Origin of the sequence: Nonomuraea sp. MTCD27 (genome assembly GCF_041950495.1) — a bacterium.
Taxonomy (GTDB): Bacteria; Actinomycetota; Actinomycetes; order Streptosporangiales; family Streptosporangiaceae; genus Nonomuraea.
The window spans coordinates 201,910-225,805 of sequence record NZ_JBGNUW010000001.1 but is presented as its reverse complement, the minus strand read 5'-3'; the positions used below and the strand labels follow the sequence as shown (position 1 = coordinate 225,805).

The following is a 23,896-nucleotide window of genomic DNA, read 5'->3' as shown; positions in this document are numbered from 1 at the left end:
CAGAAGCGATGATCGAAGAGCTGTGCCGGGTGACCGGTCAGGAATACGGAGCAGCCCGTGTTGCAGATGGAGGTCGTGGGCGTTCGCGTTGAAATGCCCACTAATCAGCCGATCGTCTTGCTCAAGGAGGCTCACGGGGAACGGTTCCTTCCTATATGGATCGGCATGACGGAGGCCACGGCGATCGCCCTGGCCCAGGCTGAGGAGCCGCCGCCGCGGCCGCTCACCCATGACCTTTTCCGTGACGTGCTGAGCGCCCTGGGTGTCGGCCTGCGGGCGGTCAACATCGTCGCGCTGCGCGACGGCATCTTCTTCGCCGATCTGGTCTTCTCCAACGGCGTGGAGGTGAGCGCCCGGCCGTCCGACTCGATCGCGCTCGCCCTGCGCACCGGGGCCCGGATCTTCGCCAGCGAGGAGGTCGTCCAGGAGGCCGGAGTGATCATCCCGGACGACCAGGAGGACGAGGTGGAGAAGTTCAGGGAGTTCCTTGACACGATCACTCCCGAAGACTTCGGCAGGGCGGGGTAGGTATTTCAGTGCATTTACGCTTCACGACGCGCCGAGCCGGATCGTTGACTGAGCATGGTCACGGTCCTACGGTGCAAGTGAAACCCGTGGTCGCCCTTTACGAACCCCCAGATCAGGCCACGGGATGAGAGAAAGCCGGAGGTCCGCGTGGCGGTCAGCAGCGGCGAGGGAAAGACGGCCGGCCAGGAAGATCCGGTGCGGCGCGAGAGCGCGCGGCAGCGTGCCGGGGAGCAGGGTCTGCTCTTCGACGAGCAGCCGTCGGCGTTGCCGGGCGACATCGGATACCGCGGGCCGACGGCCTGCGCCGCGGCCGGCATCACCTACAGGCAGCTCGACTACTGGGCGCGCACGGGCCTGGTGGAGCCGACGATAAGAGCCGCGCAGGGCTCCGGCTCCCAGAGGCTCTACAGCTTCCGCGACATCCTCGTACTCAAAGTCGTCAAGCGGCTCCTGGACACCGGGGTGTCGCTGCAGCAGATCCGCACGGCCGTGCAGCATCTGCGTGACCGCGGGGTCGCCGACCTCGCGCAGATCACGCTCATGAGCGACGGCGTCAGCGTCTACGAGTGCACCTCGGCCGACGAGGTGATCGACCTGCTCCAGGGCGGCCAGGGCGTGTTCGGCATCGCGCTCGGGCGAGTCTGGCGAGAGGTCGAGGGCTCCCTCGCGGAGCTGCCGGGGGAACGCGCGGCGGTCGAGGACAACGTCCCGGCCGACCATCCCGCTGACGAGCTGGCTCGCAGGCGCCGCGCGCGCCGCACCGGCTGAACACTTCGAAGACCGTCGGGGCAGGCCGGTGAACGGCAAACGGGGCTTAGCGTAGTAATCTGGGACAGCAAGGCTGACGACCCCGTGCGGGAGAGTCCTCGGGCCCCCTGGGCCCCGGGGCGCCGAAGGAGCAACCCTCCCCGGAATCTCTCAGGCATCCTGTACCGCTCGGGTGAGGCAACTCTGGAAAGCAGGTGCGCCCGCCAGGCGCGTCTCACCGACGGTGCAAGCCCCCGCAGGGGTGAAGCTCTCAGGTCGCGGCACCGCGCAGGTCGTGGATCGCGCTGACAGAGGGGGAGATCCGGCACTCGTCCGCGCCCTGGCGCCGGTCTCCATAGCCTCGGGAGGCACACCCCATGACCGATCTGTCCGCTCCGCCGTTCTCGTCAAGGCACATCGGCCCATCGGAGTCCGAGCAGCAGCGCATGCTCGAGGCCGTCGGCTTCGAGTCCGTGGCGGACCTGGTGGCGGTGGCCGTCCCGGAGGCCATCAGGGCCAAGGACCGGCTCAAGCTGCCCGCCGCGATCGGCGAGGCCGAGGCCATCGCCGAGCTGCGCGCCCTGGCCGGGCGCAACCGGGTGCTCACCTCCATGATCGGCCTGGGCTACTACGACACCGTCACGCCCGCGGTCATCCGCCGCAACCTGCTGGAGAACCCGGGCTGGTACACCGCCTACACGCCGTACCAGCCGGAGATCTCGCAGGGGCGCCTGGAGGCGCTGCTGAACTTCCAGACGGTCGTCTCCGACCTCACCGGCCTGCCCGTCTCCGGCGCGTCGCTGCTGGACGAGGCCACGGCCGCGGCCGAGGCCATGACGCTGGCGCGCCGGGCCGGCAAGTCCAGGAGCGACGTGTTCGTGGTGGACGCCGACGCGCTGCCCCAGACCAAGTCCGTGCTCGCCACCCGGGCCGAGCCGCTCGGCATCACGCTGGTGGAGCACTCCCTGGAGGGCGAGCTGCCCGAGTGCTTCGGCGTGCTCGTCCAGTACCCGGGCGCGTCGGGCCTGCTGCGCGACTTCCGTGCCCTGGCCGCCGCCGCGCACGAGGCGGGCGCCCTCGTCGTGGCCGCCGCCGACCTGCTGGCCCTGACGCTGGTCACCGCCCCCGGCGAGCTGGGCGCCGACATCGCGATCGGCTCCTCGCAGCGGTTCGGGGTGCCGTTCGGGTTCGGCGGGCCGCACGCCGCGTACATGTCCGTACGCGAGGGCCTGCAGCGCCAGCTCCCGGGCCGGCTCGTGGGCGTGTCCGTCGACGCCGACGGCGACCCCGCCTACCGCCTGGCCCTGCAGACCCGCGAGCAGCACATCCGCCGCGAGAAGGCCACCAGCAACATCTGCACCGCGCAGGTGCTGCTCGCCGTCATCGCCGGCATGTACGCCGTCTACCACGGCCCCGAGGGACTGCGCGGCATCGCCCACCGGGTGCACCGCCACGCCACCGCCCTGGCCGAGGGGCTGCGCGGCGCCGGCGTGGAGGTCGTGCACGGCGAGTTCTTCGACACCGTGCTCGCCCGCGTGCCCGGCCGGGCCGGCTCCGTCGTGGCCGCCGCCGCCGAGCGGGGCGTCAACCTCTGGCAGGTGGACGCCGACCACGTCTCCGTCGCCTGCGACGAGCAGACCGGCGTCGCCGAGGTGGCCAAGGTGCTGGCGGCCTTCGGAGTGGAAGGCACGGAGCCCGACCCCGAGGCCGCCGCCGACGCGCTGCCCTCCTCGCTGCTGCGCGAGACCCCGTACCTGACCCACCCGGTCTTCCACGCCCACCGCTCCGAGACCGCGATGCTGCGTTACCTGCGCAGGCTGCAGGACAAGGACATCGCGCTCGACCGTTCGATGATCCCGCTCGGCTCCTGCACGATGAAGCTGAACGCGACCACCGAGATGGAGCCCATCACCTGGCCCGAGTTCGCCGCCGTCCACCCGTACGCGCCGGCCGACCAGACCGAGGGCTACCGCGAGCTGATCGGCACGCTGGAGGGCTGGCTGGCCGAGGTGACCGGCTACGACGCCGTCTCCATCCAGCCGAACGCCGGCTCGCAGGGCGAGTTCGCCGGGCTGCTGGCCATCCGCGCCTACCACCGCGCCAACGGCCAGGGCGAGCGGGACGTCTGCCTCATCCCGTCCTCCGCCCACGGCACGAACGCCGCCAGCGCCGTCATGGCCGGCATGCGCGTCGTGGTCGTGGCCTGCGACACCGACGGCAACGTGGACCTGGCCGACCTCGACGCCAAGATCGACAAGCACCGTGACGCGCTGGCCGCGATCATGGTGACGTACCCGTCCACGCACGGCGTGTACGAGGAGACGATCACCGAGGTGTGCGCCAAGGTGCACGAGGCCGGCGGCCAGGTGTACGTGGACGGCGCCAACCTCAACGCCCTGGTCGGCCTGGCCAAGCCCGGCGAGTTCGGGGCCGACGTCTCCCACCTCAACCTGCACAAGACCTTCTGCATCCCGCACGGCGGCGGCGGCCCGGGTGTCGGCCCCGTCGCGGTGCGCGGCCACCTGGCCTCCTACCTGCCCGGCCACCCCCTGCACAACGGCACGCCGGTCGGCCCCGTCTCGGCCGCCCCGTACGGGTCGGCGGGGATCCTGCCGATCTCGTGGGCGTACATCAGGATGATGGGCTCCGAGGGCCTCACGGCCGCGACCGAGCAGGCCATCCTGTCGGCGAACTACCTGGCCCGGCGGCTGGCCCCGCACTACCCCGTGCTGTACACCGGCCGCGGCGGCCTGGTCGCGCACGAGTGCATCGTCGACCTGCGCCAGATCACCAAGGAGACCGGCGTCACCGTGGACGACGTGGCCAAGCGCCTCATCGACTACGGCTTCCACGCGCCGACGATGTCGTTCCCCGTGGCCGGGACGCTCATGATCGAGCCGACCGAGAGCGAGGACCTCGGCGAGCTCGACCGGTTCGTGGACGCGATGGTCGCCATCCGCGGGGAGATCGCGAAGGTGGCCTCCGGCGACTACGACAAGACCGACAACCCGCTGCGGAACGCGCCGCACACGGCGGAGTCGGTCAGCGCGGACGAGTGGCCGCACCCGTACGCGCGCAGCGAGGCGGCCTACCCGCTGCCCTCCCTGCGCGACGGCAAGTACTGGGTGCCGGTGCGCCGTATCGACCAGGCCTACGGCGACCGCAACCTCGTGTGCTCCTGCCCTCCCCTGGAGGCGTACGAGGACTGAGGCGTGCGGGGGCGGGCGCCGTCAGGCGTCCGCCAGTCCTTCGGTGTCAAGTGAGCAGACATGATCGCCAGAAGTGGTTAGGCTCGGTCCGACCGTCGCCACAAGGAGCTCTCTTGACGTCCTCAGAGCTGGAGACCCCGCCCCTCGACACCGCCCGCCTCCTGGCCGAGCGCGGTGACCTCGATGCCGCCGCCGCCATCCTGGGCGAGCTCGCCGCCGACCCCGAGCAGCCCGACCGGGCGCAGGCCGCCGTCGGGCTCGCCGTGGTGCTGGAGCAGCGCGGCGACATGGAGGCGGCCCGGGCCGCCGCCAGGACCGCCCTGGCCACGGGGCATCCCGAATACGCCGCGCAGGCCGCCTGCCACCTGGCCCAGGGGTTCGAGCGTGAGGGCCGGGCCGACCAGGCCAGGGCCGCCTGGCAGGCGGTGCTGGGGGTGGGCACGGCCGCGTACCTGCCGCTGGCGCATCTCGCGCTGGCCCGGCTGGCCGTGGGCGCCGACGACCTGGGGGAGGCGGAGAAGGAGCTGCGGGCCGCCGTGCGGACCGGCATGGACGCGGGTGACGACCGGATCGGTGCGCACGCCGCCCAGCGGCTCGCCGACCTGATGCTGGAGCACGGGGAGCCCGGCGCGGCGGCCGAGGTGCTCCTGGACGCCCTGGAGTTCGCCCCCGAGGACGAGGTGCCCGGGCTGCGGGTCCAGCTCGGGATCGCGCATCTGGAGCTGGCGTGCGCGGAGTTCGCCGAGAGCGTCGAGGGCGGGGCCGACGCGCCGACCAGCGCGCTGGCCATCGAGCTGCTCGCCCGCACCCTGCCCCTGCGCGGGCGCGGCGAGGACGCGGACCGGGTCTGGTCGTACGGGCTGGAGCACGAGGACGAGACCCTGGCCGCCGAGGTCCGGCTGCGCTACCACCGCGAAGCCTGAACCCCTGCCGTCAGTTGCGGCGCCCGATGGCTGCGGCGGCCGCCAGGTTGATGATCACGATCGCCAGCCACGCGATCACCAGCCCGACCGGCCCCGCCTCGTGCGCCGCGATGCCGGTCAGGGGGATGCCGATGCCCAGGGAGCCCAGGACGATCGGGATCATCGGCGCGCCCGGCATCGGCCGCTTGGCTGGCGCCACGCCGTGCCGGCCCAGCTCGGCCCGGACACGCGCGGCGATCGTGGCGTCGAGGCGCTCGACGAACGAGTCGGCGAGCGCGGCATCGTAGTCGGGGCCGAGATCGCGGCGGGCGTCGAGCGTGGCCTGCAGATCGTCTCTGAGACTTTTGTCTGGCATAACGGAAATCATCCCTGCTCGGCGCCGCGCCGTCATCCGTCCTGAGAGCTAGGGCCGGATCCTCCCCAGGTACGGTGCTGCCATGCAGGTGATGACCCCGAGAGGGCCGGCGCTGGTCCAGCTCGACGACGTGCCGGATCCGCGGCTGTTGCTGGTGCTCACGCACGGGTCGGCCGGGTCGGTGGAGGCGCCCGATCTGCTGGCCGTGCGCGACGCCGCCCTCGCGGCCGGGGCCTGTGTGGCCAGGGTGACGCAGGCGTTCAGGGTGGCGGGGGCGCGGGCGCCCGGCTCGGCGGTCAAGCAGGACGAGGCCTGGGAGATCGTCCTGCGGAAGCTGCGTGCCCGGCGGCCCGGGCTGCCGATCGTGCAGGGCGGGCGGAGCAACGGGGCGCGGGTGGCGTGCCGTACGGCCAAGGCGGTCGGGGCGGCGGCGGTGGTGGCGCTGGCCTTCCCGCTGCACCCGCCGGGGAAGCCGGAGCGCTCCCGGGCCGACGAGCTGCGCGGCGCCGGGGTCGACGTGCTGGTGGTGAACGGGGATCGTGACCCGTTCGGTGTGCCCGACGCCGCGGACGCCGCACGGCTGGTGGTGCTGCCGGGGGAGGGGCACGACCTGAAACGTGACCCCGCCCGGGTGGGCGAGGTCGTGGCGGAATGGATCATCCGCTACGCGTAGGCCCGGAAGGCCGAGCGGGCGCGGGGCGCCCGCCGGAGCGGCTCAGGCCGCGCCGACCACGGGCCGGTGCGGGGCGATGACGGTGCCGCTGGGCAGGAGCTCACCGGTGTCCTCGAACAGGACGACTCCGTTGCAGAGCAGGCTCCACCCCTGTTCGGGGTGACAGGCGAGGGTGCGTGCCGCCTCGCGGTCAGGCGCCTCGGCATCCGGACAGGCCGGGTCGTGCGGGCACATCGGCGTGCCTCCGATATCTCGTGGGATGCTCCCGTTCTGGAGGGGCGGGAGCCGGCTCGGGTAGTTGTGCTGGCAAGTGTGCGACGTGTGTCACACGTTCCGACATAGTCCGTTCGGACTGTTACAGGAGGGTCCCCGGATCGTGTGACCTTCGACACAGCGTGCCTTATGCAGGATAACGGTCCAAGCGCGACACGCGCATCACGTTTGCAATCCCTTGAGCAGAGCGTCGAGTCCGCGCTCGAAGTCCACATCGGCTCTTTCGTCCCGCCTGACCCATTCATCAACTTCAGGGTCGGCCCATCCCGACTGTTGCACCTCCACCGCCACGCTGCCGAACACGAAGGCCCGAAGCGCGCGTACGGCCTCGGGAGCGTCGTCCAGGCCTCCCTCGGCGAGCTGCTCGGTCTGCTCCCTGATCGCGATGGCGGTGGCGCCCTTGGGCGGCTTGGTCAGCGCCAGGGCCAGCACGCCGGGGTGCTCCCGCAGCAGCTCCCGGCCGGCCCGGCACCACGCCTTGGCCGTCTCCTGCCAGGTGGGGCCCTGCTCGACGTGGACGGTGGTGACGTGCTCGGCCAGGGCGTCCATCAGCGCCTCCTTGCCCCGGGGCAGGTGGTGGTAGATGGCCATGGCCTCCACCTGCAGGGCGTCGCCCAGGCGGCGCATGGTGAGCCGGCGCAGGCCCTGGCTGTCGGCGATGTGGAGTGCGGCCTCGATGATGCGCTCGCGGGACAGGGGGACCGGCGGTCTCTTGGCGGGCATGGTGATCATCTTACTTCGTAAAGGGGCTCGCTCCGGGGCGATTTCCGCACGTGTCGCCGGACGGCGTACCCTTGGCGGTTGAACGAGTACCGACAGTTCGAAGGGGCCGGGTCGATGGCGTTTTTCCGTCCGCGGGTGAGCCGGGAGGCAGAGGTCCGCTACCACGCGGATCAGGAGATCTCCAGGGGCTTTCCCCAGTTGCTCGACAAGGCCCGGGACGCCGAGCTGACGCTGCGCGAGCTGCGCGCCGCCGGGGCCGACGAGCTCGAGCTGCTGGCCGCCGGGCAGGCGTTCGACCGGGCGCTGACGGAGGCGCTGCGGGCCGCCGAGGCGGGGCAGCGGGCCACGTTCGGGGTGAAGGCCTACGACGACCGCATCGCGCGGCGCAAGGCCAAGGCCACCCCGGCGGGGGCCATGTGGACCTCCGAGGTCGAGCGGCTGCGCACGCTGCGGGAGGACAACCGGATGTGGGGCATCCCGCGCATCCCCAGGCCGGTGCCCGCCTCCCGCTGACGGCCGCCCCGAGGCACATGGAAGAGCCCCGGCGCACGATGGTGCGCCGGGGCTCTTTCATGTCAGCCGACTCGGGCTCGCGATCATTGCGGTAGCCGGGCTCTCGTTGAGCCCGGGCCGGTGGCCGTGGCTGGTGTTCAGCTGGCCCAGTCGAGCAGCGGGCGGGTGTTGCTCGGGTGGCGCAGCTTGGACAGCGACTCCTTCTCCAGCTGCCGGATCCGCTCCCGGGTCAGCCCCAGGTGCTTGCCGATCTCGTCCAGGGTGTGCGGCTTGCCGTCCACCAGGCCGAAGCGGAGGGCCATGATCTTCGACTCCCGCGGCGACAGGTTGTCGAGCACGCCGCGCAGCTGGTCGCCCAGCAGCTGGCGGTCGACGATCTCCGACGCCTCGGGGGAGTCGACGTCCTCGATGAGGTCGCCGATCGTGGTCTCCCCGTCCTCGCCGATCGTCGCGTTGAGCGAGATCGGCTGGCGGCTGGTGCGCAGCAGCTCCTCGATCTGGTCCGGCGTCTTGTCGAGCTCGACGGCCAGCTCCTCGGGCGTGGGCTCGCGTCCCAGGCGCTGGTGCATGTCCCGCTCCACCCGCGACAGCTTCGAGAGCATCTCCAGCACGTGCACGGGCAGCCGGATCGTCCGGGCCGAGTCGGCGAACCCGCGCTGGATGGCCTGCCTGATCCACCACATGGCGTACGTGGAGAACTTGAAGCCCTTGGTGTAGTCGAACTTTTCCACGGCTCTGATCAGCCCGAGGTTGCCCTCCTGGACGACGTCCAGCAGGGACATCCCGCGGTCGGTGTACTTCTTGGCGACCGAGACCACCAGGCGGAGGTTGGCCTCCAGCATGTGGTCCTTGGCCAGCCTGCCGTCCTCGACCACCAGGTGCAGGTCATCCTGCACGGCGGCCGGCAGGTCGGGGTGGGTCTCCAGCTTGTACTCGGCGTACAGGCCCGCCTCGATCCGCCGGGCCAGCTCGACCTCCTGCGCGGCGGTGAGCAGGGTGCGGCGGCCGATGGACTTGAGGTAGGTGTGCACCGAGTCACCCATGACGGACTGCGTGTCGTCCAGGTCGAGGGGCTCGTTCTCCAGCTCCTCGGCGCTCAGGGCGAGGTCGTCGGGGACGTCCTCCTCGTGCTCCGGCTTGGCCTCGGACGGGGTGACCGCCTTCGCCGCTTCGGACGTGGCGTTTTTTGCCTCGCCCGCCTTGCGGCCGGTAGTCTTTGCCCGCGAGGTCTTCCTGGCGGTCGTGGCCTTCTTCGGGGTGCTGTTCTTGGGGGCGGTGGTGCTGAGAGACGGCTCGTTCTCCGCGGCCAGGCTCACGCCGGCCTCTGACAGCTCGCGCAGGATCGTGCGGCCTTCAGAGGGGCTGATGCCGGCCTGCGCGAACGCGTCACGCAGCTCCGAGAGAGAAAGGTGACCCTGGGCTCGCCCTCGTTCAATCAGCTGGTCGAGAGTTGCGGGTGGGGTCGCCACGGCGGTTCTGGGCATGAGGACACCTCCTCCGTACGGAGTGGAAGCGATCAGGCAGGTTGTGGTGGGGCGGCTTCGTGTCCGCACGGCGCACCAGTATCAATAACGCCAATCGTCGTTATTTGTTCCCGTGCGCCCGATGCGGGATGAAATAGGGGCGGATCGCCCCATATGCGAACCGCCCCCGGGCAGGTCTTATTCCGTCGAACCGGGTCCGAGCGAGACCTCGGGCATGGGCATGGGCTGGGCGTCTTCCATGCGCTGGTCCGTCCAGTATTCGATGACCTCGCGGGGGTCGGGGTTGACCTCCGTGGAGACCACGATCCCGTCGTCCGGGGGCCCGCTGGGGCTGCTCCCGGGGGCCGGAGTCTGCTGCTCCGGCGGCTGACCGGACGGTGACGCCTTCTCCACCACGGCTCGGGTCTCCCTTGCGACCTGGTCGAGCTTGCCCGCCGAGGCGGCCGCCGCGACTGAGGCGCCTCCGACGACGATGACGCCGACGACGGCCGCGGATGCCCACAGCTTGCGGGTCTGGTCCATGAAGGCTCCCTCCTTCTCCCCAATATGACGCAGCCGCAACTCGTCAGGTTCCTGCCCTCAGACGTACCAGGTCGGTCTTCCCGTTCGGCAGCAGGGGCAGCCGGGGGACCAGCCGCAGGTCGCGCGGGGTGGCGTGAGAGGGAAGCCTATCGCGGCAATATGCCCGCAATTGCGAAAGTGTGAGGGGCGTGTCGGGGTCGGCGGGCACCACGACGGCGGTGACCAGCTCGCCCCATTCGGGGTCCGGCGTGCCGATCACGGCAGCGTCGGCGATCGCCGGGTGGGCGCACAGGACGGCGGTCACGGCGGCGGCCACGACCTTCTCGCCGCCGGTGTTGATGACGTCGTCGGCCCGGCCCAGCACGCGCAGCCGGCCGCCGGTCAGCTCGCCCAGGTCGGAGGTGACGAACCAGCCGCCGTCGAGCGGGGCGGGCGGCTCGGCGAAGCGGTAGCCGGAGAACAGCACCGGCCCCGCGATCCTGATCAGGCCGTCCTCGCCGATCTTGAGATCTACATTGTAAAGGGGCTGGCCGTCGTACACGCAGCCGCCGCTCGTCTCGCTCATCCCGTACGTCGTCACGACCCTGGCGCCGAGGTCGCGGGCCCGATCCACCAGGCCGGGCCGCGGCGCGGCGCCGCCGAGCACGATCGTCCGGAACACCGACAGGTCCGCCTCCAGCTCCACCAGCCGGTGCAGCTGGGTGGGCACGAGGGACACGTGGTGGGCGCCGGAGGTCAGGACCGCGTGCGGGTCGAAGGCGGGATGGATGATCGGCTCGCTCTCCGACAGCAGGGCGCGTACCAGGACCTGCAGGCCGGAGACGTGGGAGACGGGCAGGCAGCACAGCCAGCGCTCGCCCTTGGCGGCCTCCACGCGGCGCAGCGAGGCGGCGGCGGAGGCGCGCAGCGCGGTGGCCGAGAGCATCACGCCCTTGGGTGCGCCGGTGCTCCCGCTGGTGGCGATCACGACGGCCACGTCGTCCGGGACCCCGGTGCCCTCGCTCCTGGGGACCCCGTCGACGTGCGTGGGGCGCAGGGTGTCGAGGACCGGACCGGAGTGGCCGGGAGACAGCGGGAGGACGGCCGGGCCGTCGCCGGACAGCGCTTCGCGGATCGCCGTGAACAGCGCGGGCCCCGGAGGCTGCACAATGGCATGCAGCGGACGGTCCGGATGCGACGGGTTCCTCCACATGCTCGTAAGGTTAATGGCGACAGGTCGGACAGTGGCGCAGGGGAGGGTCGTGACGCGTTCTCCCGTGGTCTTCCGGATCCCCATGCGCACACGATTCCGGGGACAGACCGTCAGGGAAGGGGTGCTGCTGCACGGCTCGGCGGGGTGGGGCGAGTTCTCCCCGTTCCCCGAATACGGCCCGCGCGAGTGTGCCCGCTGGCTGGCGTGCGCCCGCGAGGCGGCCTTCGAGGGCTGGCCGGAGCCGGTGCGCGACAGCGTCCCGGTCAACGCGACGGTGCCGGCCGTGGACCCGGAGCGTGCCCACGACATCGTGCGGCGCTCGGGCTGCGGCACGGCGAAGGTCAAGGTGGCCGAGCCGGGGCAGACGTTCGACGACGACGTGGCCCGGGTGGAGGCCGTGCGCGACGCGCTGGGGCCCGCCGGGCGGCTGCGGGTGGACGTCAACGGCGCCTGGGACGTCGGCGAGGCCGTGCGGCGGCTCAAGCGGCTCGACCGGTTCGACCTGGAATACGCCGAGCAGCCGTGCGCCACGCTCGAGGAGCTGGCGGCGGTGCGGCGGGCGTGCGACGTGCCGATCGCCGCCGACGAGTCGATCCGCAAGGCCGAGGACCCGCTGCGCGTCAGGGCGGCCGAGGCCGCCGACATCGCGGTGGTCAAGGTGCAGCCGCTGGGCGGCGTGCGCAACGCGCTGCGGGTGGTGGAGGCGTGCGGGCTGCCCGCGGTGGTCTCCAGCGCCGTGGAGACGTCGGTCGGGCTGGCCGCCGGGCTGGCGCTGGCGGCGGCGCTGCCGTCGTTGCCGTACGCGTGCGGGCTCGGCACGATGTCGCTGCTGTCGGGCGACGTCGTGGACGACTCACTGGTGCCGGTGGACGGCCGGCTGGCGGTACGCCGTCCTTCGGTGAATTTTCAGCATTTGTCGGCATTTGAGATTGAATCTCCTCAGTGGCTTCACCGGATGCAGGAGGCCTCACGTTGAACCCCGCTACGGCGCTGGCCACGGTGCTGGTCGACGAGCTGGTGCGCTGCGGCCTGACCGACGTGGTGGTGGCCCCCGGCTCTCGCTCCGCCCCGCTGGCGCTGGCGCTGCACGCCGAGTCGCGGGTGCGCCTGCACGTGCGCGTCGACGAGCGTTCGGCGTCGTACCTGGCCCTGGGGCTCGCCAAGCGCTCCGAGCGGCCCGTCGCGCTGATCTGCTCCTCCGGCACCGCCACCGCGAACTTCCACCCCGCCGTGATCGAGGCGAGCGAGTCGGGCGTGCCGCTGCTGGTGCTGACCGCCGACCGCCCGCCCGAGCTGCGCGGCACCGGCGCCAACCAGACGATCGACCAGATCAAGCTGTTCGGCACCGCCACCCGCTGGTTCGCCGAGGTCGGCGTGCCGGAGGACCGCCCCGGGCAGGTCGCCTACTGGCGTTCGCTGGCCTGCCGCGCCTACCAGCGCGCCGCCGGCGCCGGCAACCCCGGCCCGGTCCACCTGAACCTGGCCTTCAGGGAGCCCCTCATCCCCGACGGCGACACGAGCTGGTGCGAGCCCCTCGACGGCGGCGCCAACGGCCCCTGGGTGCGCGCCCGCGTCGCGCCCCCGCCGATCGCCCTGCACATCCCGCCCACCAGGCGCGGCGTGCTCGTGGTCGGCGACGGCGCCGCCAACGTGCGCCGCTACGTCGCGGCGGCGGGCATGGCGGGCTGGCCGGTGCTGTCCGAGCCCAACGGCGGCGCCCGCTACGGCGACCACGCCATCTCCACCTACCACTACCTGCTGGGCACGCCGGAGTTCGCCGATGCCCACCAGCCCGACGTGGTGGTCACGCTGGGCCGCCCCGGGCTGTCGCGGCCGCTGCTGTCGTGGCTGAAGCGGGCCGGCGAGCACATCGTGGTGGCGCCCGACCTCGACCGCTGGCCCGACCCGACCCGGTCGGCCACGCAGGTGGCGCAGGCCGTGGAGATCCCGGTCGCCTCGGGCGACGACACCTGGCTGCACGCCTGGCGGCAGGCCGACCTGGCGGCCAGGGCGGCCATGGACGAGGTCCTCGACCTGTCGGGCACCAGCGAGCCGCGCCTGGCCAGGGACCTGGTGGACGCGCTGCCGAACGGGGCGCTGCTGTTCTGCGGCTCCTCGATGCCGATCCGCGACCTCGACCAGGCGATGCGGCCCCGGCGCGGCATCCGGCTGATGGCCAACCGGGGCGCCTCCGGCATCGACGGGCTGGTGTCCACGGCCATGGGGGCGGCGCTGGCGCACAACGGCCCCTCCTACGCGCTGATCGGCGACCTTTCCTTCCTGCACGACCAGAACGGGCTCATCCTCGGGCCCCGCGAGCCCCGGCCCGACCTGTGCCTGGTGGTGGTCAACAACAACGGCGGGGGCATCTTCTCGCTGCTGCCCCAGGCGGCGGTGCGCGACCCCTTCGAGCGGGTCTTCGGCACGCCGCACGGCGTGGACCTGGGATACGTGGCGGCGGCGACGGGGACGCCGTACAAGCTGGTGGACGACATCAGCGACCTGCCCAAGGCGCTGCGCGGTGAGGGCCCCCGGGTGGTGGAGGTGCGTACGGACCGGGAGGAGAACGTGCTCGTCCACGCCCGGTTGCGCGACGCCGCCCAGGACGCCGTACGCGCCTGCCTGGCCGGCTGACCACCCGGCCCGCCGCCTCCCTCGGCCACCCGGAGCCTTGGGTCAGCCGCCGAGGACGTCGAGGAGCCGGTTGAGAGGGCTGTCCAGGCCGTACCGGTCGGCCAGGCGGACCAGTGCCTCCGGGTCGCGCGGCTTGGCCGGCAGGGTCAGGTCGGTGTCGGGGAGCGGGGCGTCCGGAGCCACCTCGACGACGGCCGGGGCGGCGCGCAGGTAGTCGCGGGCGGCGGCCAGGCGGGTGCGGCTGCCCGCCGGGAAACCGTCGGTGGCGCCCGAGTCGAGGGCTTCGAGCAGGGCGTCCAGGGAGCCGAAGCGGGTGATCAAGGCGGCGGCGGTCTTCTCGCCGACCCCCGGCACGCCGGGCAGGCCGTCGCTGGGGTCGCCGCGCAGGGTGGCGAAGTCGGCGTAGCCGCGGCCGGGGATGCCGTATTTGGCGGTGACGAACGCCTCGTCCACGATCTGCAGGTTGCGGATGCCGCGGGCGGTGTACAGGACGCGGACCGGGCGGGCGTCGTCGACCAGCTGGAACAGGTCGCGGTCGCCGGTCACGATGTCCACGGCGCCCGTGGCGCGGTGGGTGAGCGTGCCGATCACGTCGTCGGCCTCGTAGCCGGGCGACTCCAGGCGGGCGATGCCGAGGGCGTCGAGCACCTCCTGGATCACCGCGATCTGCGGCACGAGCGCCTCGGGCACCTCTTCGGTGTCGCCGTGGGCGACGCGGTGAGCCTTGTACGTGGGGATCGCCGCCACCCGGAAGGCCGGCCGCCAGTCGGCGTCCATGGTGGCCGCGAGCCCGGTGGGGGAGTGCTGGCGCACGAGGGTGGCGATCATGTCGATGAGGCCGCGTACCGCGTTGACGGGCGAGCCGTCCGGAGCCTTGATCGACTCCGGGATGCCGAAGAAGGCGCGGAAGTAGAGGGACGGGGTGTCCAGAAGCATCAGCACCCGTCTATGGTCGCACTCCTGGCGGGTCCTCGCCGGTCGGGCGCCGCTACGGCCCCGGGATGCCCACCGCCAGCAGGCACGCGTCGTCCTCCGGGTTGGGGCCGCCGATGTCGGCGAGCAGGCGGTCCAGCCCCGCGTCCATGCTCCCGTCCGTGCTCCCGTCCGTGCTCCCGGTCGTGCTCCCAGTCGTGCTCCCGATCGTGCTTCCGTTCGCGCGCCCGTCCAGGTCCGCGGCGCCGATCCGGCGGGCGGCGGCCAGGGCCAGGTCGAGGCCGACGTCGATGTCGCGGGTGCGCCGCTCGACCAGCCCGTCGGTGAACATCAGCAGCAGGTCACCGGGCAGTAGCCGGGTGGTGGCCAGCTCGTACGGGCGGCCGGCGGCGGCGCCGAGCAGCACGCCCCTGGGCTGCGGCAGCTGGCTGGCCACCCCGTCGCGCACCAGGATGGGCGCCAGGTTGCCGGCCTGGGCCCAGGCGAGCACCCGGGTCTCCGGGTCCAGGTGGCCCACGATCGCGGTGGCGGTGGTGTCCTTGAGCTGGTGCAGGACGAGCTCGTTCAGCCAGTCCAGCAGCCGGTTGGCGGCCTGCCCGGTCATGGCCAGGCCGACGAGGGCGTGGCGGAGCTGGGCCATGCGCGAGATCGCGGGCAGGCCGTGCCCGGAGACGTCGCCGATGGCCAGCAGCAGGCGGCCGTCGGAGGCCGGGGCGGCCTCGAACCAGTCGCCGCCGAGGTTCGCGGTCTTCTCGGCGGGCACGTACCGCACGGCGATCCTGGTGTGCGGCAGGTCGAGGCAGCCGGCCGGCTCGGGCAGGATGGCCTCGCGCAGGGCGAGCATCACGTGGCGATCCTCGGCGGCCTGCTCGCGGGCCTCCAGGAGCTGGCGGCGCGACTCCGACACCATGCGTTCGGCGCGGCGGCGGCCGGTGATGTCCTGGATCACGCCGTGCATGCCGATCGTGCCGCCGGGCCCGGCCAGCGGTTCCAGCACGACCCGCACGTCGCGCAGGTCGCCCGAGCCCGAGCCCGACTCCGGGCCCGTGCCCGCGCCTGAACCCGTGCCCGAGCCCGAGCCCGGCGCCGAGCCGCGCCGGATGCGGAACTCGGCCCGCACCGGCTCGACGCCCTGCACGGCCGACCACAGCAGGCGGTCGAGCGTGGCCACGTCGGCGGGCACGACATGCTCGGCCAGGTCGGGCAGGGCTATGGGGCCCTCGCGCGGGTCGCGGCCGAAGATCACGTACACCTGGTCGGACCAGATCGTCTCGCCGGTGTGCAGGTGCCACTCCGCCCAGCCCATGTTGCCGAGCCGCTGGGCGTGAGCCAGCCGTACGGCGAGCATCTCGGCGTCGGTCTCGTGGCCGAGCAGCTCGGCCGCGCCTATGACGTCGACCATGGCTCTCATCCTCGAAGCGCGGTGGAATTGGACAATTGGCCCCACAATACGTGATCGATCGTGAACGGTGTGTAGCGGAGGCTTGTCGTGTGGTGAGACCTTTTCGCGGATTTTAGGGAGGCGCCCAACGAGTAGATTGGCCCTGTGACGTCCTCAGACTTGTATCCCGTTTCCCGTCTTGCCGCCGTCCAGGAGGCCACCGCCAAGGCCGGGCTCGACGCCCTGCTCCTCACCCCGGGTCCCGACCTGCGTTACGTGAGCGGCTACGACGCCAAGCCGCTGGAGCGGCTGACGTGCCTCGTCGTGCCCGCCGCCGGGGAGGCCTACATGATGGTGCCCCGGCTGGAGCTGCCCGCCGCGCAGGCGTCGCCCGCCGCGCGGCTGGGGCTGGACTTCGTGGCGTGGGACGAGACCGACGACCCCTACGCGATCGCGGCGGCGCGGCTCGGGCAGGTGGCCAAGGTGGGCCTGGCCGACCGGATGTGGGCGATGTCGTCCCTGCGCTTCCGCGAGGCGCTGCCGCGGGCCGAGCAGGTGCTGGCCGGCAGCGTGCTGCGGGAGCTGCGGATGCGCAAGTCGCCCGGCGAGGTGGCGGCGCTGCGCGAGGCCGGCGAGGCGATCGACTCCGTGCACCGGAGGGTGCCGGAGTTCCTGCGCGCCGGGCGGACCGAGCGCGAGGTGGGCAGGGACATCGCCGAGGCGATCCTGGCCTCCGGGCACGAGACCGTCGACTTCGTGATCGTCGCCTCCGGGCCCAACGGCTCCAGCCCGCACCACGACGTGTCCGACCGGGTCATCCAGGCCGGGGAGCCGGTGGTGGTGGACATCGGCGGGCAGCTGCACAACGGCTACTGCTCCGACTCCACGCGCACCTACAGCGTGGGGGAGCCGCCGGCCGAGTTCGCCGCCTACTACGAGGTGCTGCGCCAGGCCCAGGAGGCGGCCTGCGCGGCGGTGCGGCCGGGGGTGTCGTGCGAGTCGATCGACGCGGCCGCCCGCGAGGTCATCGCCGAGGCGGGATACGGCGACTACTTCATCCACCGGACCGGGCACGGGATCGGGATCGAGACGCACGAGGAGCCGTACATCGTCGCCGGCAACGGGGAGCCGATGGAGGCCGGGTTCGCGTTCTCGGTGGAGCCGGGCATCTACCTGCCGGGGCGGCACGGGGCCCGGATCGAGGACATCGTGGTGTGCGGCGAGAGCGGCGGCGAGCGGCTGAACAACACGCCGCGCGAGCTGGTGATCGTCTAGCGCCTCGGGCTCGCGGCCGGGTAGGCGTTCTGGAAGGCCAGGCGGGCGTCGGCGGCCCCGGCGATGCCGGTCAGCAGGTCGTCCAGCTCCATGAACACCTGCCAGGCCGGCGCCGCGCCCGCGAGGCGGTCCACGACGAGCTGCTCCAGGCCGGGCACCCGCTTGGCCTTCCACACCTTGTCCGCCAGGCTGACCAGGTGGTCCTCGAGGGTGGTGCCCTCCTCCGTCCAGGAGGCGTGGGTGCGGGCGAAGCGGGCCAGCCGTTCGGGCACGCCCCGCTCCAGCAGGAGCCGGTGGCCGTCGATCTCGTGGGCCGAGCCGGGGCCGGACAGCTCGCCCGGGTGCAGGCACTTGCCGATGTCGTGGGTGGCGGCGCCGAACAGGACGGCCTCGTGGTCCACGGCGATCGCCGGGTGGCGGGCCCGCAGCCAGGCGGTCAGGTCGCGGGCCGCGTCGTGCACCGCGCGCAGGTGTGCGGCCAGGCGGGGCGGCGCGTCCAGCGAGCGCAGGAGCTCGTCGGCCGCCTGGGGCAGGCGGGGCAGGGGCGGGTCGGCGAGGGCGCGCTGGAGGGTGGTCACGCTGCCACGATAGGCGGGGCGGCTGTGGCACAGTCGCTGTCATGTTCGCGGAGATCACGTACGCCACCAGGCCCGGCTCGGAGCGGCCCAACGAGGACCTGGTGATCGCCGGGCCGTCGTGGATCGTCGTGCTCGACGGGGCCACGGCGGCGGCCGGGGTGGACAGCGGGTGCTCCCACGACGTCGCCTGGCTGGTGGGGCGGCTCGGCGGGGAGCTGGCGCGGCGGCTGGCCGCCGATGACGGCGCCCCGCTGGCGGCGGTCCTGGAGGCGGCCATCGAGGCCGCGGGGGCGGCGCATTCGGGCACCTGCGACCTGGGCAACCCCGACTCGCCGTCGGCGACGGTCGCCATGGTGCGGTGCGGGGGCCGGGGGCGGCTGGAACACCTCGTGCTGGGGGATTCGGCGGTGGCGCTCTCGCTGGTGGACGGCGGGGTCCGGGTGGTGAGTGACGACCGGCTGGACCGGCTGCCGGGCGGGCGGCCGTACTCGCTGGAGCTGGTGCGGCGGATGCGGAACGCTCCTGGCGGGTTCTGGGTGGCGGGCGCGCGGCCCGAGGCGGCGCGGGAGAGCCTCGCCGGGGAGACGGACGCGGCCGCGGTGCGCGGTGCCGGGGTGTTCACGGACGGGGTCACGCGGCTGGCCGAGTGGTACGGGTGGAGCTGGGAGGCCGTGCTCGGCCTGCTGGCGGGCGAGGGGCCGGCGGCGCTGATCGCGGCCGTGCGGGAGCTGGAGGCGGAGCGGGGGCCGGTCCGGGGCAAGCGGCACGACGACGCGACCGCCGCCTGGGGGTGCCTGACGCGCCGCTGAACGCGGGCTGCTGACGCGTATGGCCGGTTCGAGGCGGTGTGCGGTGTATCAGGCATCGGTGCCGCGGCTCTGGGATGGGCGAGGGCGGCGGAGGGAGTGCGCATGTACGTCGGCAGGACGGAGGAGCTCGCCCTTCTGCGCGCGGAGCTGCGCGCGGCGGGTGGGGGGTCCGCCAGGAGGGTGGCGGTCGAAGGTCCGGAGGGGATCGGCAAGACCGCGTTCATCCACCACGCGCTCGGCGGGGAGGCGGGCGTGCGGGTGCTGGCCGTCAGCGGCGAGGAGAGCGAGCGGGAGCTCCGGCTGGGGGTCATGCGGGAGCTCATGCGGGAGGCGGCGCTGCTGGGCCTGGGGGCAGCCGAGCGGCCGGCGGCGGGGGAGCCGGACGCGTGCGTGGCCGGGCAGGCGGCCTGTGACCTCGTCGCGGGGCTGCCGGCCGGGGAGGTGCTGGCGGTGGTGGTCGACGACGCCCAGTGGGCGGACCGGGCGTCGTTGCGGGCCCTGAGCTACGTCCTGCGGCGGGTACGGGCGGGCCGGGTGCTGGTCCTGGTGGCCTGCCGCGACCTCGCCGACCCGTGGCTGCCGGAGGGCCTGCGGCGGCTGCTGACCGGTGACGGCACCCTGCGCATCGCGCTGGGCGGCCTGAGCGCGGCCGAGCTGGCCGAACTCGCCACCGGCCCCGAACTGGGCGTCACGCTCGGCGAGGCGGCCGCCGCACGGCTGCGCCGGCACACCCTGGGCAGCCCGCTGCACGCCCGTGCCCTGCTGGCCGCGCTGCCGCCGGCGGTCCTGGACGACGACAGCGCGCGGCTGCCGGCACCGGGGACGTACCAGCGGCCCTTCGCCCGCCGCCTGCACGCCTGTGCTCCGCCCGCCAGGCGGCTGGTGGCGGCGTGCGCCGTCCTGGGCGGGAACTGCCCGCTGCACGTGGCCGCGGCCGTCGCCACGGGGATCGACGAGCCGCTGAACGCCCTGGAGGAGGCCGTCGCCGCCGGGCTGCTGCGCGAGCTGCCCGGCCGCCTGGTCGACCTCCCCGAGCCGCTGGCGCGGGCCGCCGCGTACGACGGGATCGGCGCGGGCGCGCGGGCGCGGATGCACCTGGCCGCCTCCCGGCTGACCGAGGACGACGGCGCGGCGCTGCGGCACCGGGCCGCCGCGGCGGGCGGGCCGGACGAGCCGCTGGCGGAGGAGCTGGCCAGGTTCGCCGCCAAGGCCGCGCAACACGGGCTGTGGCAGGAGGCCGCCGCCCATCTCGACCTGGCCGCCGGGCTCACCGAGTCGACGGCGCGCCGCGACGAGCTGCGTACGGCCGTGCTGGAACACGTCCTCATCGGGGGCGACGTGCTCCGCGCGTCCAGGCTCGCCGCGGCACGCAACGCCGACCCGCGCCCGGTGCGCCGGTATGTGCTGGGACGGCTCGCGCTGGCCGCCGGGCGCTTCGAGGAGGCGTCCGAGCTGCTGGCCGAGGCGTGGCGGCACACCGAGCCCGGATCGGCCGCCGACGTGGCCGAGCAGCTGGCCTGGCTGCACCTGGTCACGGGGGACCGCACGGCGGCGGCGCACTGGGCCCGTCTGGCGATCGAGCAGCCCATCCAGGGCGCGGTCGCCAGGCCGTGGGACGTGCTGGCGCTGGGCGGGGCACCCGGCGCCGGCACGCCGGCCGGCGGTCTCGCCGCGGCTGTGGGGCACCTGGCACGCGACGAGGCGGGCCAGGCGTGTGCCGTGCTCAAGCGGGCCGTGGCCGCCGCGGGGCTGCCGCAGCAGCGGCTGCTGGCCACCGGGCTGCTGGCCGCGGCCGAGCACGCCCTGGCGCGCTGGGACGAGGCCGTGGCGCACGCGGAGGGCGCCCTGGCCGAGGCGACGGCGCTCGGGCAGCGGTGGCTGCTGCCGTGCCTGGAGGCGGCGTGCGTGGCGCCCCTGGCCGCCCGCGGGGATCGTGAACGGGCCCTGGCGCACGCCATGGCCGCCGGGACCGCCGCCCGGGGGATGCGGCACGCCATGGGGGAGCGGCAGGCCGGGCTGGCCATGGCGCTGCTGGGCGCGGGCGAGGTGCCGGACGGGGAAGGGGACCCGTTCGTGCCGGACCCGGGGCCCGCCAGGATCGAGGCGCTGGTCGCCGACGGGCGGCTGGAGGAGGCCGAGCGGGCGCTGGCGGCGTACGGCGAGGGCGGGCCCGGGGTGCGCGCCCGGGCCGAGCGGCTGCGGCTGGCGGGGCTGCTGGTGGCCGCGAGGAACGTTCCAACCCAGGCCGAGGAGCGGTTCGCCGGCGCGCTGGCGCTGGTGGAGTCGGGGGTGTGCCCCCTGGAGGAGGCGCGGGTGCTGCTCGACCTGGGCCGGTTGCTGCGCCGCACCGGGCGGCGCCGGGCGGCGGCCGAGCGGCTCGGGGCGGCGCGCGCCATCTTCGAGCGGCTGGGGGCGCGCCCGCCGGCCGAGCGGTGCGCCCACGAGCTGGAGGCGTGCGGGCTGGAGCCGCCCGCCACCGTACGGCTCGGGCTCACGCCGCAGGAGCTCAGCACCGCCACGCTGGTGGCCGGGGGCCTGACGAACCGGCAGATCGCCAGGGAGCTGCTCATCAGCGTCAAGACCGTCGAGTACCACATCGGCAAGATCTACACCAAGCTCGGGATCAGCTCGCGAGTGGCGCTGACCACCAAGCTCGCCGCCTGCGGCCGGGCGTCATGACGGCCCGCTGCCCGGGGAGGTGTCGTTCCCGGGCAGCGGAGCAGGCTGATCGGCCAGGCTGCTGATACCTTGATCGGGAGCTCGTGATCATGAAACAATTCCCCTACAGGTGTATATCCGGGTATTGGGGGTCGTCGCCCATGATCCGCGAGCCGATCGAGCGGCCCTAGGGTGCGGGACGACGAGCTGGAGCAGGCGTTCGAGCTCGGCAGGACGTGCGCGCTGGCCGCGGAGTGCGGCAGGGACCTGCGGCGGTGCGCCCAGATGTACACCGGGCTGTTCCCCGTCGCGGCCTTCGGTGCCGACCTCGTCAACGGCCTGACCCTCTCCAACGCCTTCAGCGCCCCCTGGGCCGGCGCGGCCCGGCTGAAGGTGGTCAACCGGGCCGCCCTGTGGGTCATGGCCGTGGACCGGCTCGTCGACCACACCGCGACCACCCGCGAGCAGGTCAACCGCCTGACCCGCGAGTGCCTGTCCGTCGCCGAGGGGGCCGTGCCGCGCTCGGCGGTCACCCGGTTCCTCGCGGACCTGCGCGACGAGCTGGCCACCGTCAAGGAGTTCGGCGACCTGCGCTGGATCTGGCGCGACCAGCTCGCGAAGATGTTGCTGGGCATGACCACGGCCTGGGTGTGGCGGGAGACCCACGCCCTGCCGACGCTGGCCCGCTACGTCGACAACGCCGACAGCCGGGGCTCGTGCTTCGTGGACCTCTCGCACTGGATCTACACGGCCGACGACTGGGCGAAGGCCCATCTGGAGGAGCTGTGGGGCGTCAGCCGGCAGGTGCAGCGCTATCTGCACCTGCTCGGCGACATGGCCACCTATCGCCGGGACCTGAGCTGGGGCGACCTCAACGTGCTGGCGCTGGGCGTGGACCGCGCCGACGTGGCCGCGGCCATGGCGGAGCTGGCGCGCGAGGCCGAGGACCTCATCGGCCCGGTGGCCGAGCACAGTCCCCGTACGGCCGCCTACCTGCGAAGACAGATCGGTTTCAGTGCCGGATTCACCGATGTTTCGGGCTACGATCGGGCCACGTAACGGCCTCGTCTGATTCCATGACAGACAATCTTGACTCTTGACTTGTTAGATCGGCGAATATCGGGGCTCGATGCAACAAAACGTGACATTTTGTTTCTTGTAAAAGTTTGCGGCTTGAGTGGAAAATGTGGCGTTGCTAGGGTGTCTCGTTGCCAGGCATGTGGATCGATCTCCTCAACGCGCCTTAACAGGTACCACTGACCACGGCACCTCAGGGGTGGGGTCACGCATGCGCGGGATATGTACGGGCGGTGCTGGATGGAATTCGGTCGCACAGACCGTTGGCGGCTGCCGACCGCGATCAAGATTTTGATCGCGGGTGGATTCGGCGCGGGCAAGACCACCATGGTCGGCGCCGTGTCCGAGACCCGGCCTCTTCGCACGGAAGAGGCGCTCACCCAGGTGGGCACGCACATCGACGACCTGTCGGGCGTGGAGCGCAAGCTCACCACCACCGTGGCCATGGACTTCGGCCGCATCACCATCCGTAACGACTACATGCTCTACCTGTTCGGCACCCCGGGCCAGGAGCGGTTCTGGTTCGTCTGGGACGAGCTGGCCATGGGCGCGCTGGGCGCCGTGGTGCTGGCCGACACCCGCCGCCTGGACGACTGCTTCCCGGCCGTCGACTATTTCGAGAAGCGCGGCCAGCCGTTCATCGTGGCGCTCAACTGCTTCGAGGGCACCACGCCGTTCACCGTCGGCGAGGTGCGCTCGGCGATCGGCCTGGAGCCGGACATCCCCATCGTGCGCTGCGACGCCCGCCGCCGCGACTCCGGCAGGGAGGTGCTCATCACGCTCGTCGAGCACGCGATGCGCAGAGGGGTCACCCCGGTCGGGACCATGTCGTGACCACCACCGGCTACCTTTGACCGATGGAGGAGATCGACCGCCGGATCGTCACGTTGCTGGCCCATGACGGCCGCATGAGCTTCACCGACCTGGCCAGGGAGACCGGGCTCTCGGTCTCAGCGGTGCACCAGCGCGTACGCCGCCTGGAGAAGCGGGGAGTCGTCCGCGGCTACGCCGCGATCATCGACCACGACGCCGTGGGGCTGCCGCTGACCGCGTTCGTGTCGATCAAGCCGATCGACCCCGCCGCGCCCGACGACGCCCCCGAGCGGCTGGCCCACCTGGCCGCCATCGAGGCGTGCCACAGCGTGGCCGGCGACGAGAGCTACATCCTCAAGGTCCGGGTGGCCTCGCCGGTGGCGCTGGAGGACCTCCTGCAGCAGATCCGCGCCTCGGCCAACGTCTCGACCCGCACCACGGTCGTCCTGAGCACCCCCTACGAGCACCGTTCCCCCGACGTCACCAGCGAGCCCGCCCCCGGCCCCGACAGCGCCTGACCGGCCGCGTCAAGCCCTTACGAAATGCGGACGGATGCCCCCGGACGCACCCCGGGGGCCGGCTCCGGTGCCACGCTG

23 protein-coding genes and 1 riboswitch are annotated in these 23,896 nt (G+C 73.0%); of the genes, 14 read left to right on the top strand and 9 right to left on the bottom strand.

The window, feature by feature from the left end; genetic code table 11:
- Positions 1-57 precede the first annotated feature (57 nt).
- The 4 genes from ACBJ59_RS01155 to ACBJ59_RS01140 all read left to right on the top strand — a co-directional run bounded on the left by ACBJ59_RS01155 (position 58) and on the right by ACBJ59_RS01140 (position 5,407).
- Positions 58-528 (top strand): bifunctional nuclease family protein, encoded by a 471-nt coding sequence (locus ACBJ59_RS01155; protein ID WP_090771501.1) that lies wholly within the window; start codon positions 58-60, stop codon positions 526-528.
- A gap of 147 nt (positions 529-675) precedes the next feature.
- A complete protein-coding gene (locus ACBJ59_RS01150; protein WP_364135312.1) occupies positions 676-1,296 on the top strand; it encodes a MerR family transcriptional regulator in 621 nt (206 codons plus the stop codon).
- Between the two features lie 77 nt (positions 1,297-1,373).
- Positions 1,374-1,473: riboswitch (glycine riboswitch) on the top strand.
- A gap of 179 nt (positions 1,474-1,652) precedes the next feature.
- Complete coding sequence (gene gcvP / locus ACBJ59_RS01145; protein WP_375108284.1) at positions 1,653-4,484, top strand: aminomethyl-transferring glycine dehydrogenase; 2,832 nt, start codon at positions 1,653-1,655, stop codon at positions 4,482-4,484.
- Between the two features lie 113 nt (positions 4,485-4,597).
- Positions 4,598-5,407: a tetratricopeptide repeat protein gene (locus ACBJ59_RS01140; protein ID WP_375108283.1), complete on the top strand. Its 810-nt coding sequence runs from the start codon at positions 4,598-4,600 to the stop codon at positions 5,405-5,407.
- Between the two features lie 10 nt (positions 5,408-5,417).
- Here the strand turns inward: ACBJ59_RS01140 and ACBJ59_RS01135 are convergent, their stop codons facing one another.
- On the bottom strand, positions 5,418-5,762 hold the full coding sequence (locus tag ACBJ59_RS01135; RefSeq protein WP_375108282.1) for a hypothetical protein: 345 nt from the start codon (positions 5,760-5,762) through the stop codon (positions 5,418-5,420).
- 82 nt (positions 5,763-5,844) lie between these two features.
- Here ACBJ59_RS01135 and ACBJ59_RS01130 point away from each other — a divergent pair, with 82 nt between their 5' ends.
- Complete coding sequence (locus tag ACBJ59_RS01130) at positions 5,845-6,435, top strand: alpha/beta family hydrolase (RefSeq protein ID WP_375108281.1); 591 nt, start codon at positions 5,845-5,847, stop codon at positions 6,433-6,435.
- A 42-nt stretch (positions 6,436-6,477) separates the two neighbouring features.
- On the opposite strand, the gene ACBJ59_RS01125 is transcribed toward ACBJ59_RS01130, so the two are convergent.
- Positions 6,478-6,669 (bottom strand): DUF5999 family protein, encoded by a 192-nt coding sequence (locus tag ACBJ59_RS01125; RefSeq protein WP_090931239.1) that lies wholly within the window; start codon positions 6,667-6,669, stop codon positions 6,478-6,480.
- Between the two features lie 201 nt (positions 6,670-6,870).
- Complete coding sequence (locus ACBJ59_RS01120) at positions 6,871-7,431, bottom strand: TetR/AcrR family transcriptional regulator C-terminal domain-containing protein (protein WP_375108280.1); 561 nt, start codon at positions 7,429-7,431, stop codon at positions 6,871-6,873.
- A 114-nt stretch (positions 7,432-7,545) separates the two neighbouring features.
- Between ACBJ59_RS01120 and ACBJ59_RS01115 the strand changes: the two genes are divergently transcribed.
- Positions 7,546-7,944 (top strand): hypothetical protein, encoded by a 399-nt coding sequence (locus ACBJ59_RS01115; RefSeq protein ID WP_375108279.1) that lies wholly within the window; start codon positions 7,546-7,548, stop codon positions 7,942-7,944.
- Positions 7,945-8,081: 137 nt separating this feature from the next.
- Here ACBJ59_RS01115 and ACBJ59_RS01110 read toward each other — a convergent pair whose 3' ends face one another.
- The 3 genes from ACBJ59_RS01110 to ACBJ59_RS01100 all read right to left on the bottom strand — a co-directional run bounded on the left by ACBJ59_RS01110 (position 8,082) and on the right by ACBJ59_RS01100 (position 11,142).
- Complete coding sequence (locus tag ACBJ59_RS01110; protein WP_375108278.1) at positions 8,082-9,428, bottom strand: RNA polymerase sigma factor; 1,347 nt, start codon at positions 9,426-9,428, stop codon at positions 8,082-8,084.
- A 177-nt stretch (positions 9,429-9,605) separates the two neighbouring features.
- On the bottom strand, positions 9,606-9,950 hold the full coding sequence (locus ACBJ59_RS01105; RefSeq protein ID WP_375108277.1) for a hypothetical protein: 345 nt from the start codon (positions 9,948-9,950) through the stop codon (positions 9,606-9,608).
- A gap of 43 nt (positions 9,951-9,993) precedes the next feature.
- Positions 9,994-11,142: an AMP-binding protein gene (locus ACBJ59_RS01100; protein WP_375108276.1), complete on the bottom strand. Its 1,149-nt coding sequence runs from the start codon at positions 11,140-11,142 to the stop codon at positions 9,994-9,996.
- 82 nt (positions 11,143-11,224) lie between these two features.
- Between ACBJ59_RS01100 and ACBJ59_RS01095 the strand changes: the two genes are divergently transcribed.
- Together ACBJ59_RS01095 and menD are read left to right on the top strand one after the other, a co-directional pair.
- The gene (locus tag ACBJ59_RS01095) at positions 11,225-12,118 is read left to right on the top strand and encodes an o-succinylbenzoate synthase (protein WP_375108856.1); all 894 of its coding nucleotides are present in this window, start codon (positions 11,225-11,227) and stop codon (positions 12,116-12,118) included.
- Positions 12,115-13,776, top strand: a complete 1,662-nt coding sequence (gene menD / locus ACBJ59_RS01090) for a 2-succinyl-5-enolpyruvyl-6-hydroxy-3-cyclohexene-1-carboxylic-acid synthase (protein ID WP_375108275.1) — start codon at positions 12,115-12,117, stop codon at positions 13,774-13,776. Before ACBJ59_RS01095 ends, menD begins: the two co-directional genes overlap by 4 nt.
- Positions 13,777-13,818: 42 nt before the next feature.
- Here menD and ACBJ59_RS01085 read toward each other — a convergent pair whose 3' ends face one another.
- Both ACBJ59_RS01085 and ACBJ59_RS01080 read right to left on the bottom strand, forming a co-directional pair.
- The gene (locus ACBJ59_RS01085; protein WP_375108855.1) at positions 13,819-14,712 is read right to left on the bottom strand and encodes a 5'-3' exonuclease H3TH domain-containing protein; all 894 of its coding nucleotides are present in this window, start codon (positions 14,710-14,712) and stop codon (positions 13,819-13,821) included.
- Positions 14,713-14,764: 52 nt separating this feature from the next.
- Complete coding sequence (locus ACBJ59_RS01080) at positions 14,765-16,111, bottom strand: PP2C family protein-serine/threonine phosphatase (RefSeq protein ID WP_375108274.1); 1,347 nt, start codon at positions 16,109-16,111, stop codon at positions 14,765-14,767.
- A gap of 144 nt (positions 16,112-16,255) precedes the next feature.
- Between ACBJ59_RS01080 and ACBJ59_RS01075 the strand changes: the two genes are divergently transcribed.
- Complete coding sequence (locus tag ACBJ59_RS01075; RefSeq protein ID WP_375108273.1) at positions 16,256-17,365, top strand: M24 family metallopeptidase; 1,110 nt, start codon at positions 16,256-16,258, stop codon at positions 17,363-17,365.
- Here ACBJ59_RS01075 and ACBJ59_RS01070 read toward each other — a convergent pair.
- Positions 17,362-17,943: an HD domain-containing protein gene (locus ACBJ59_RS01070; RefSeq protein WP_375108272.1), complete on the bottom strand. Its 582-nt coding sequence runs from the start codon at positions 17,941-17,943 to the stop codon at positions 17,362-17,364. The two genes, ACBJ59_RS01075 and ACBJ59_RS01070, sit on opposite strands and share 4 nt — an antisense overlap.
- Before the next feature lie 41 nt (positions 17,944-17,984).
- Between ACBJ59_RS01070 and ACBJ59_RS01065 the strand changes: the two genes are divergently transcribed.
- The 5 genes from ACBJ59_RS01065 to ACBJ59_RS01045 all read left to right on the top strand — a co-directional run bounded on the left by ACBJ59_RS01065 (position 17,985) and on the right by ACBJ59_RS01045 (position 23,818).
- The gene (locus tag ACBJ59_RS01065; RefSeq protein ID WP_375108271.1) at positions 17,985-18,752 is read left to right on the top strand and encodes a protein phosphatase 2C domain-containing protein; all 768 of its coding nucleotides are present in this window, start codon (positions 17,985-17,987) and stop codon (positions 18,750-18,752) included.
- 102 nt (positions 18,753-18,854) lie between these two features.
- Positions 18,855-21,431: a LuxR C-terminal-related transcriptional regulator gene (locus tag ACBJ59_RS01060; protein WP_375108270.1), complete on the top strand. Its 2,577-nt coding sequence runs from the start codon at positions 18,855-18,857 to the stop codon at positions 21,429-21,431.
- A gap of 171 nt (positions 21,432-21,602) precedes the next feature.
- Positions 21,603-22,469, top strand: coding sequence for a terpene synthase family protein (locus ACBJ59_RS01055; protein WP_375108269.1), 867 nt, complete (start codon positions 21,603-21,605; stop codon positions 22,467-22,469).
- 258 nt (positions 22,470-22,727) lie between these two features.
- On the top strand, positions 22,728-23,321 hold the full coding sequence (locus ACBJ59_RS01050) for an ATP/GTP-binding protein (protein ID WP_364136067.1): 594 nt from the start codon (positions 22,728-22,730) through the stop codon (positions 23,319-23,321).
- Between the two features lie 23 nt (positions 23,322-23,344).
- On the top strand, positions 23,345-23,818 hold the full coding sequence (locus tag ACBJ59_RS01045; protein ID WP_375108268.1) for an Lrp/AsnC family transcriptional regulator: 474 nt from the start codon (positions 23,345-23,347) through the stop codon (positions 23,816-23,818).
- Positions 23,819-23,896: the final 78 nt, after the last annotated feature.

Bases quoted from the DNA above. Each gene is read 5' to 3' on its own strand.
- ACBJ59_RS01050 (WP_364136067.1), top strand. From the start codon at position 22,728: ATGGAATTCGGTCGCACAGACCGTTGGCGGCTGCCGACCGCGATCAAG.
- ACBJ59_RS01110 (WP_375108278.1), bottom strand. From the start codon at position 9,428: ATGCCCAGAACCGCCGTGGCGACCCCACCCGCAACTCTCGACCAGCTG.
- ACBJ59_RS01045 (WP_375108268.1), top strand. From the start codon at position 23,345: ATGGAGGAGATCGACCGCCGGATCGTCACGTTGCTGGCCCATGACGGC.
- ACBJ59_RS01105 (WP_375108277.1), bottom strand. From the start codon at position 9,950: ATGGACCAGACCCGCAAGCTGTGGGCATCCGCGGCCGTCGTCGGCGTC.
- ACBJ59_RS01115 (WP_375108279.1), top strand. From the start codon at position 7,546: ATGGCGTTTTTCCGTCCGCGGGTGAGCCGGGAGGCAGAGGTCCGCTAC.
- gcvP (WP_375108284.1), top strand. From the start codon at position 1,653: ATGACCGATCTGTCCGCTCCGCCGTTCTCGTCAAGGCACATCGGCCCA.
- ACBJ59_RS01080 (WP_375108274.1), bottom strand. From the start codon at position 16,111: ATGGTCGACGTCATAGGCGCGGCCGAGCTGCTCGGCCACGAGACCGAC.
- ACBJ59_RS01095 (WP_375108856.1), top strand. From the start codon at position 11,225: ATGCGCACACGATTCCGGGGACAGACCGTCAGGGAAGGGGTGCTGCTG.
- ACBJ59_RS01125 (WP_090931239.1), bottom strand. From the start codon at position 6,669: ATGTGCCCGCACGACCCGGCCTGTCCGGATGCCGAGGCGCCTGACCGC.
- ACBJ59_RS01085 (WP_375108855.1), bottom strand. From the start codon at position 14,712: ATGCTTCTGGACACCCCGTCCCTCTACTTCCGCGCCTTCTTCGGCATC.
- ACBJ59_RS01120 (WP_375108280.1), bottom strand. From the start codon at position 7,431: ATGCCCGCCAAGAGACCGCCGGTCCCCCTGTCCCGCGAGCGCATCATC.
- ACBJ59_RS01060 (WP_375108270.1), top strand. From the start codon at position 18,855: ATGTACGTCGGCAGGACGGAGGAGCTCGCCCTTCTGCGCGCGGAGCTG.
- ACBJ59_RS01130 (WP_375108281.1), top strand. From the start codon at position 5,845: ATGCAGGTGATGACCCCGAGAGGGCCGGCGCTGGTCCAGCTCGACGAC.
- ACBJ59_RS01100 (WP_375108276.1), bottom strand. From the start codon at position 11,142: ATGTGGAGGAACCCGTCGCATCCGGACCGTCCGCTGCATGCCATTGTG.
- ACBJ59_RS01135 (WP_375108282.1), bottom strand. From the start codon at position 5,762: ATGCCAGACAAAAGTCTCAGAGACGATCTGCAGGCCACGCTCGACGCC.
- ACBJ59_RS01065 (WP_375108271.1), top strand. From the start codon at position 17,985: ATGTTCGCGGAGATCACGTACGCCACCAGGCCCGGCTCGGAGCGGCCC.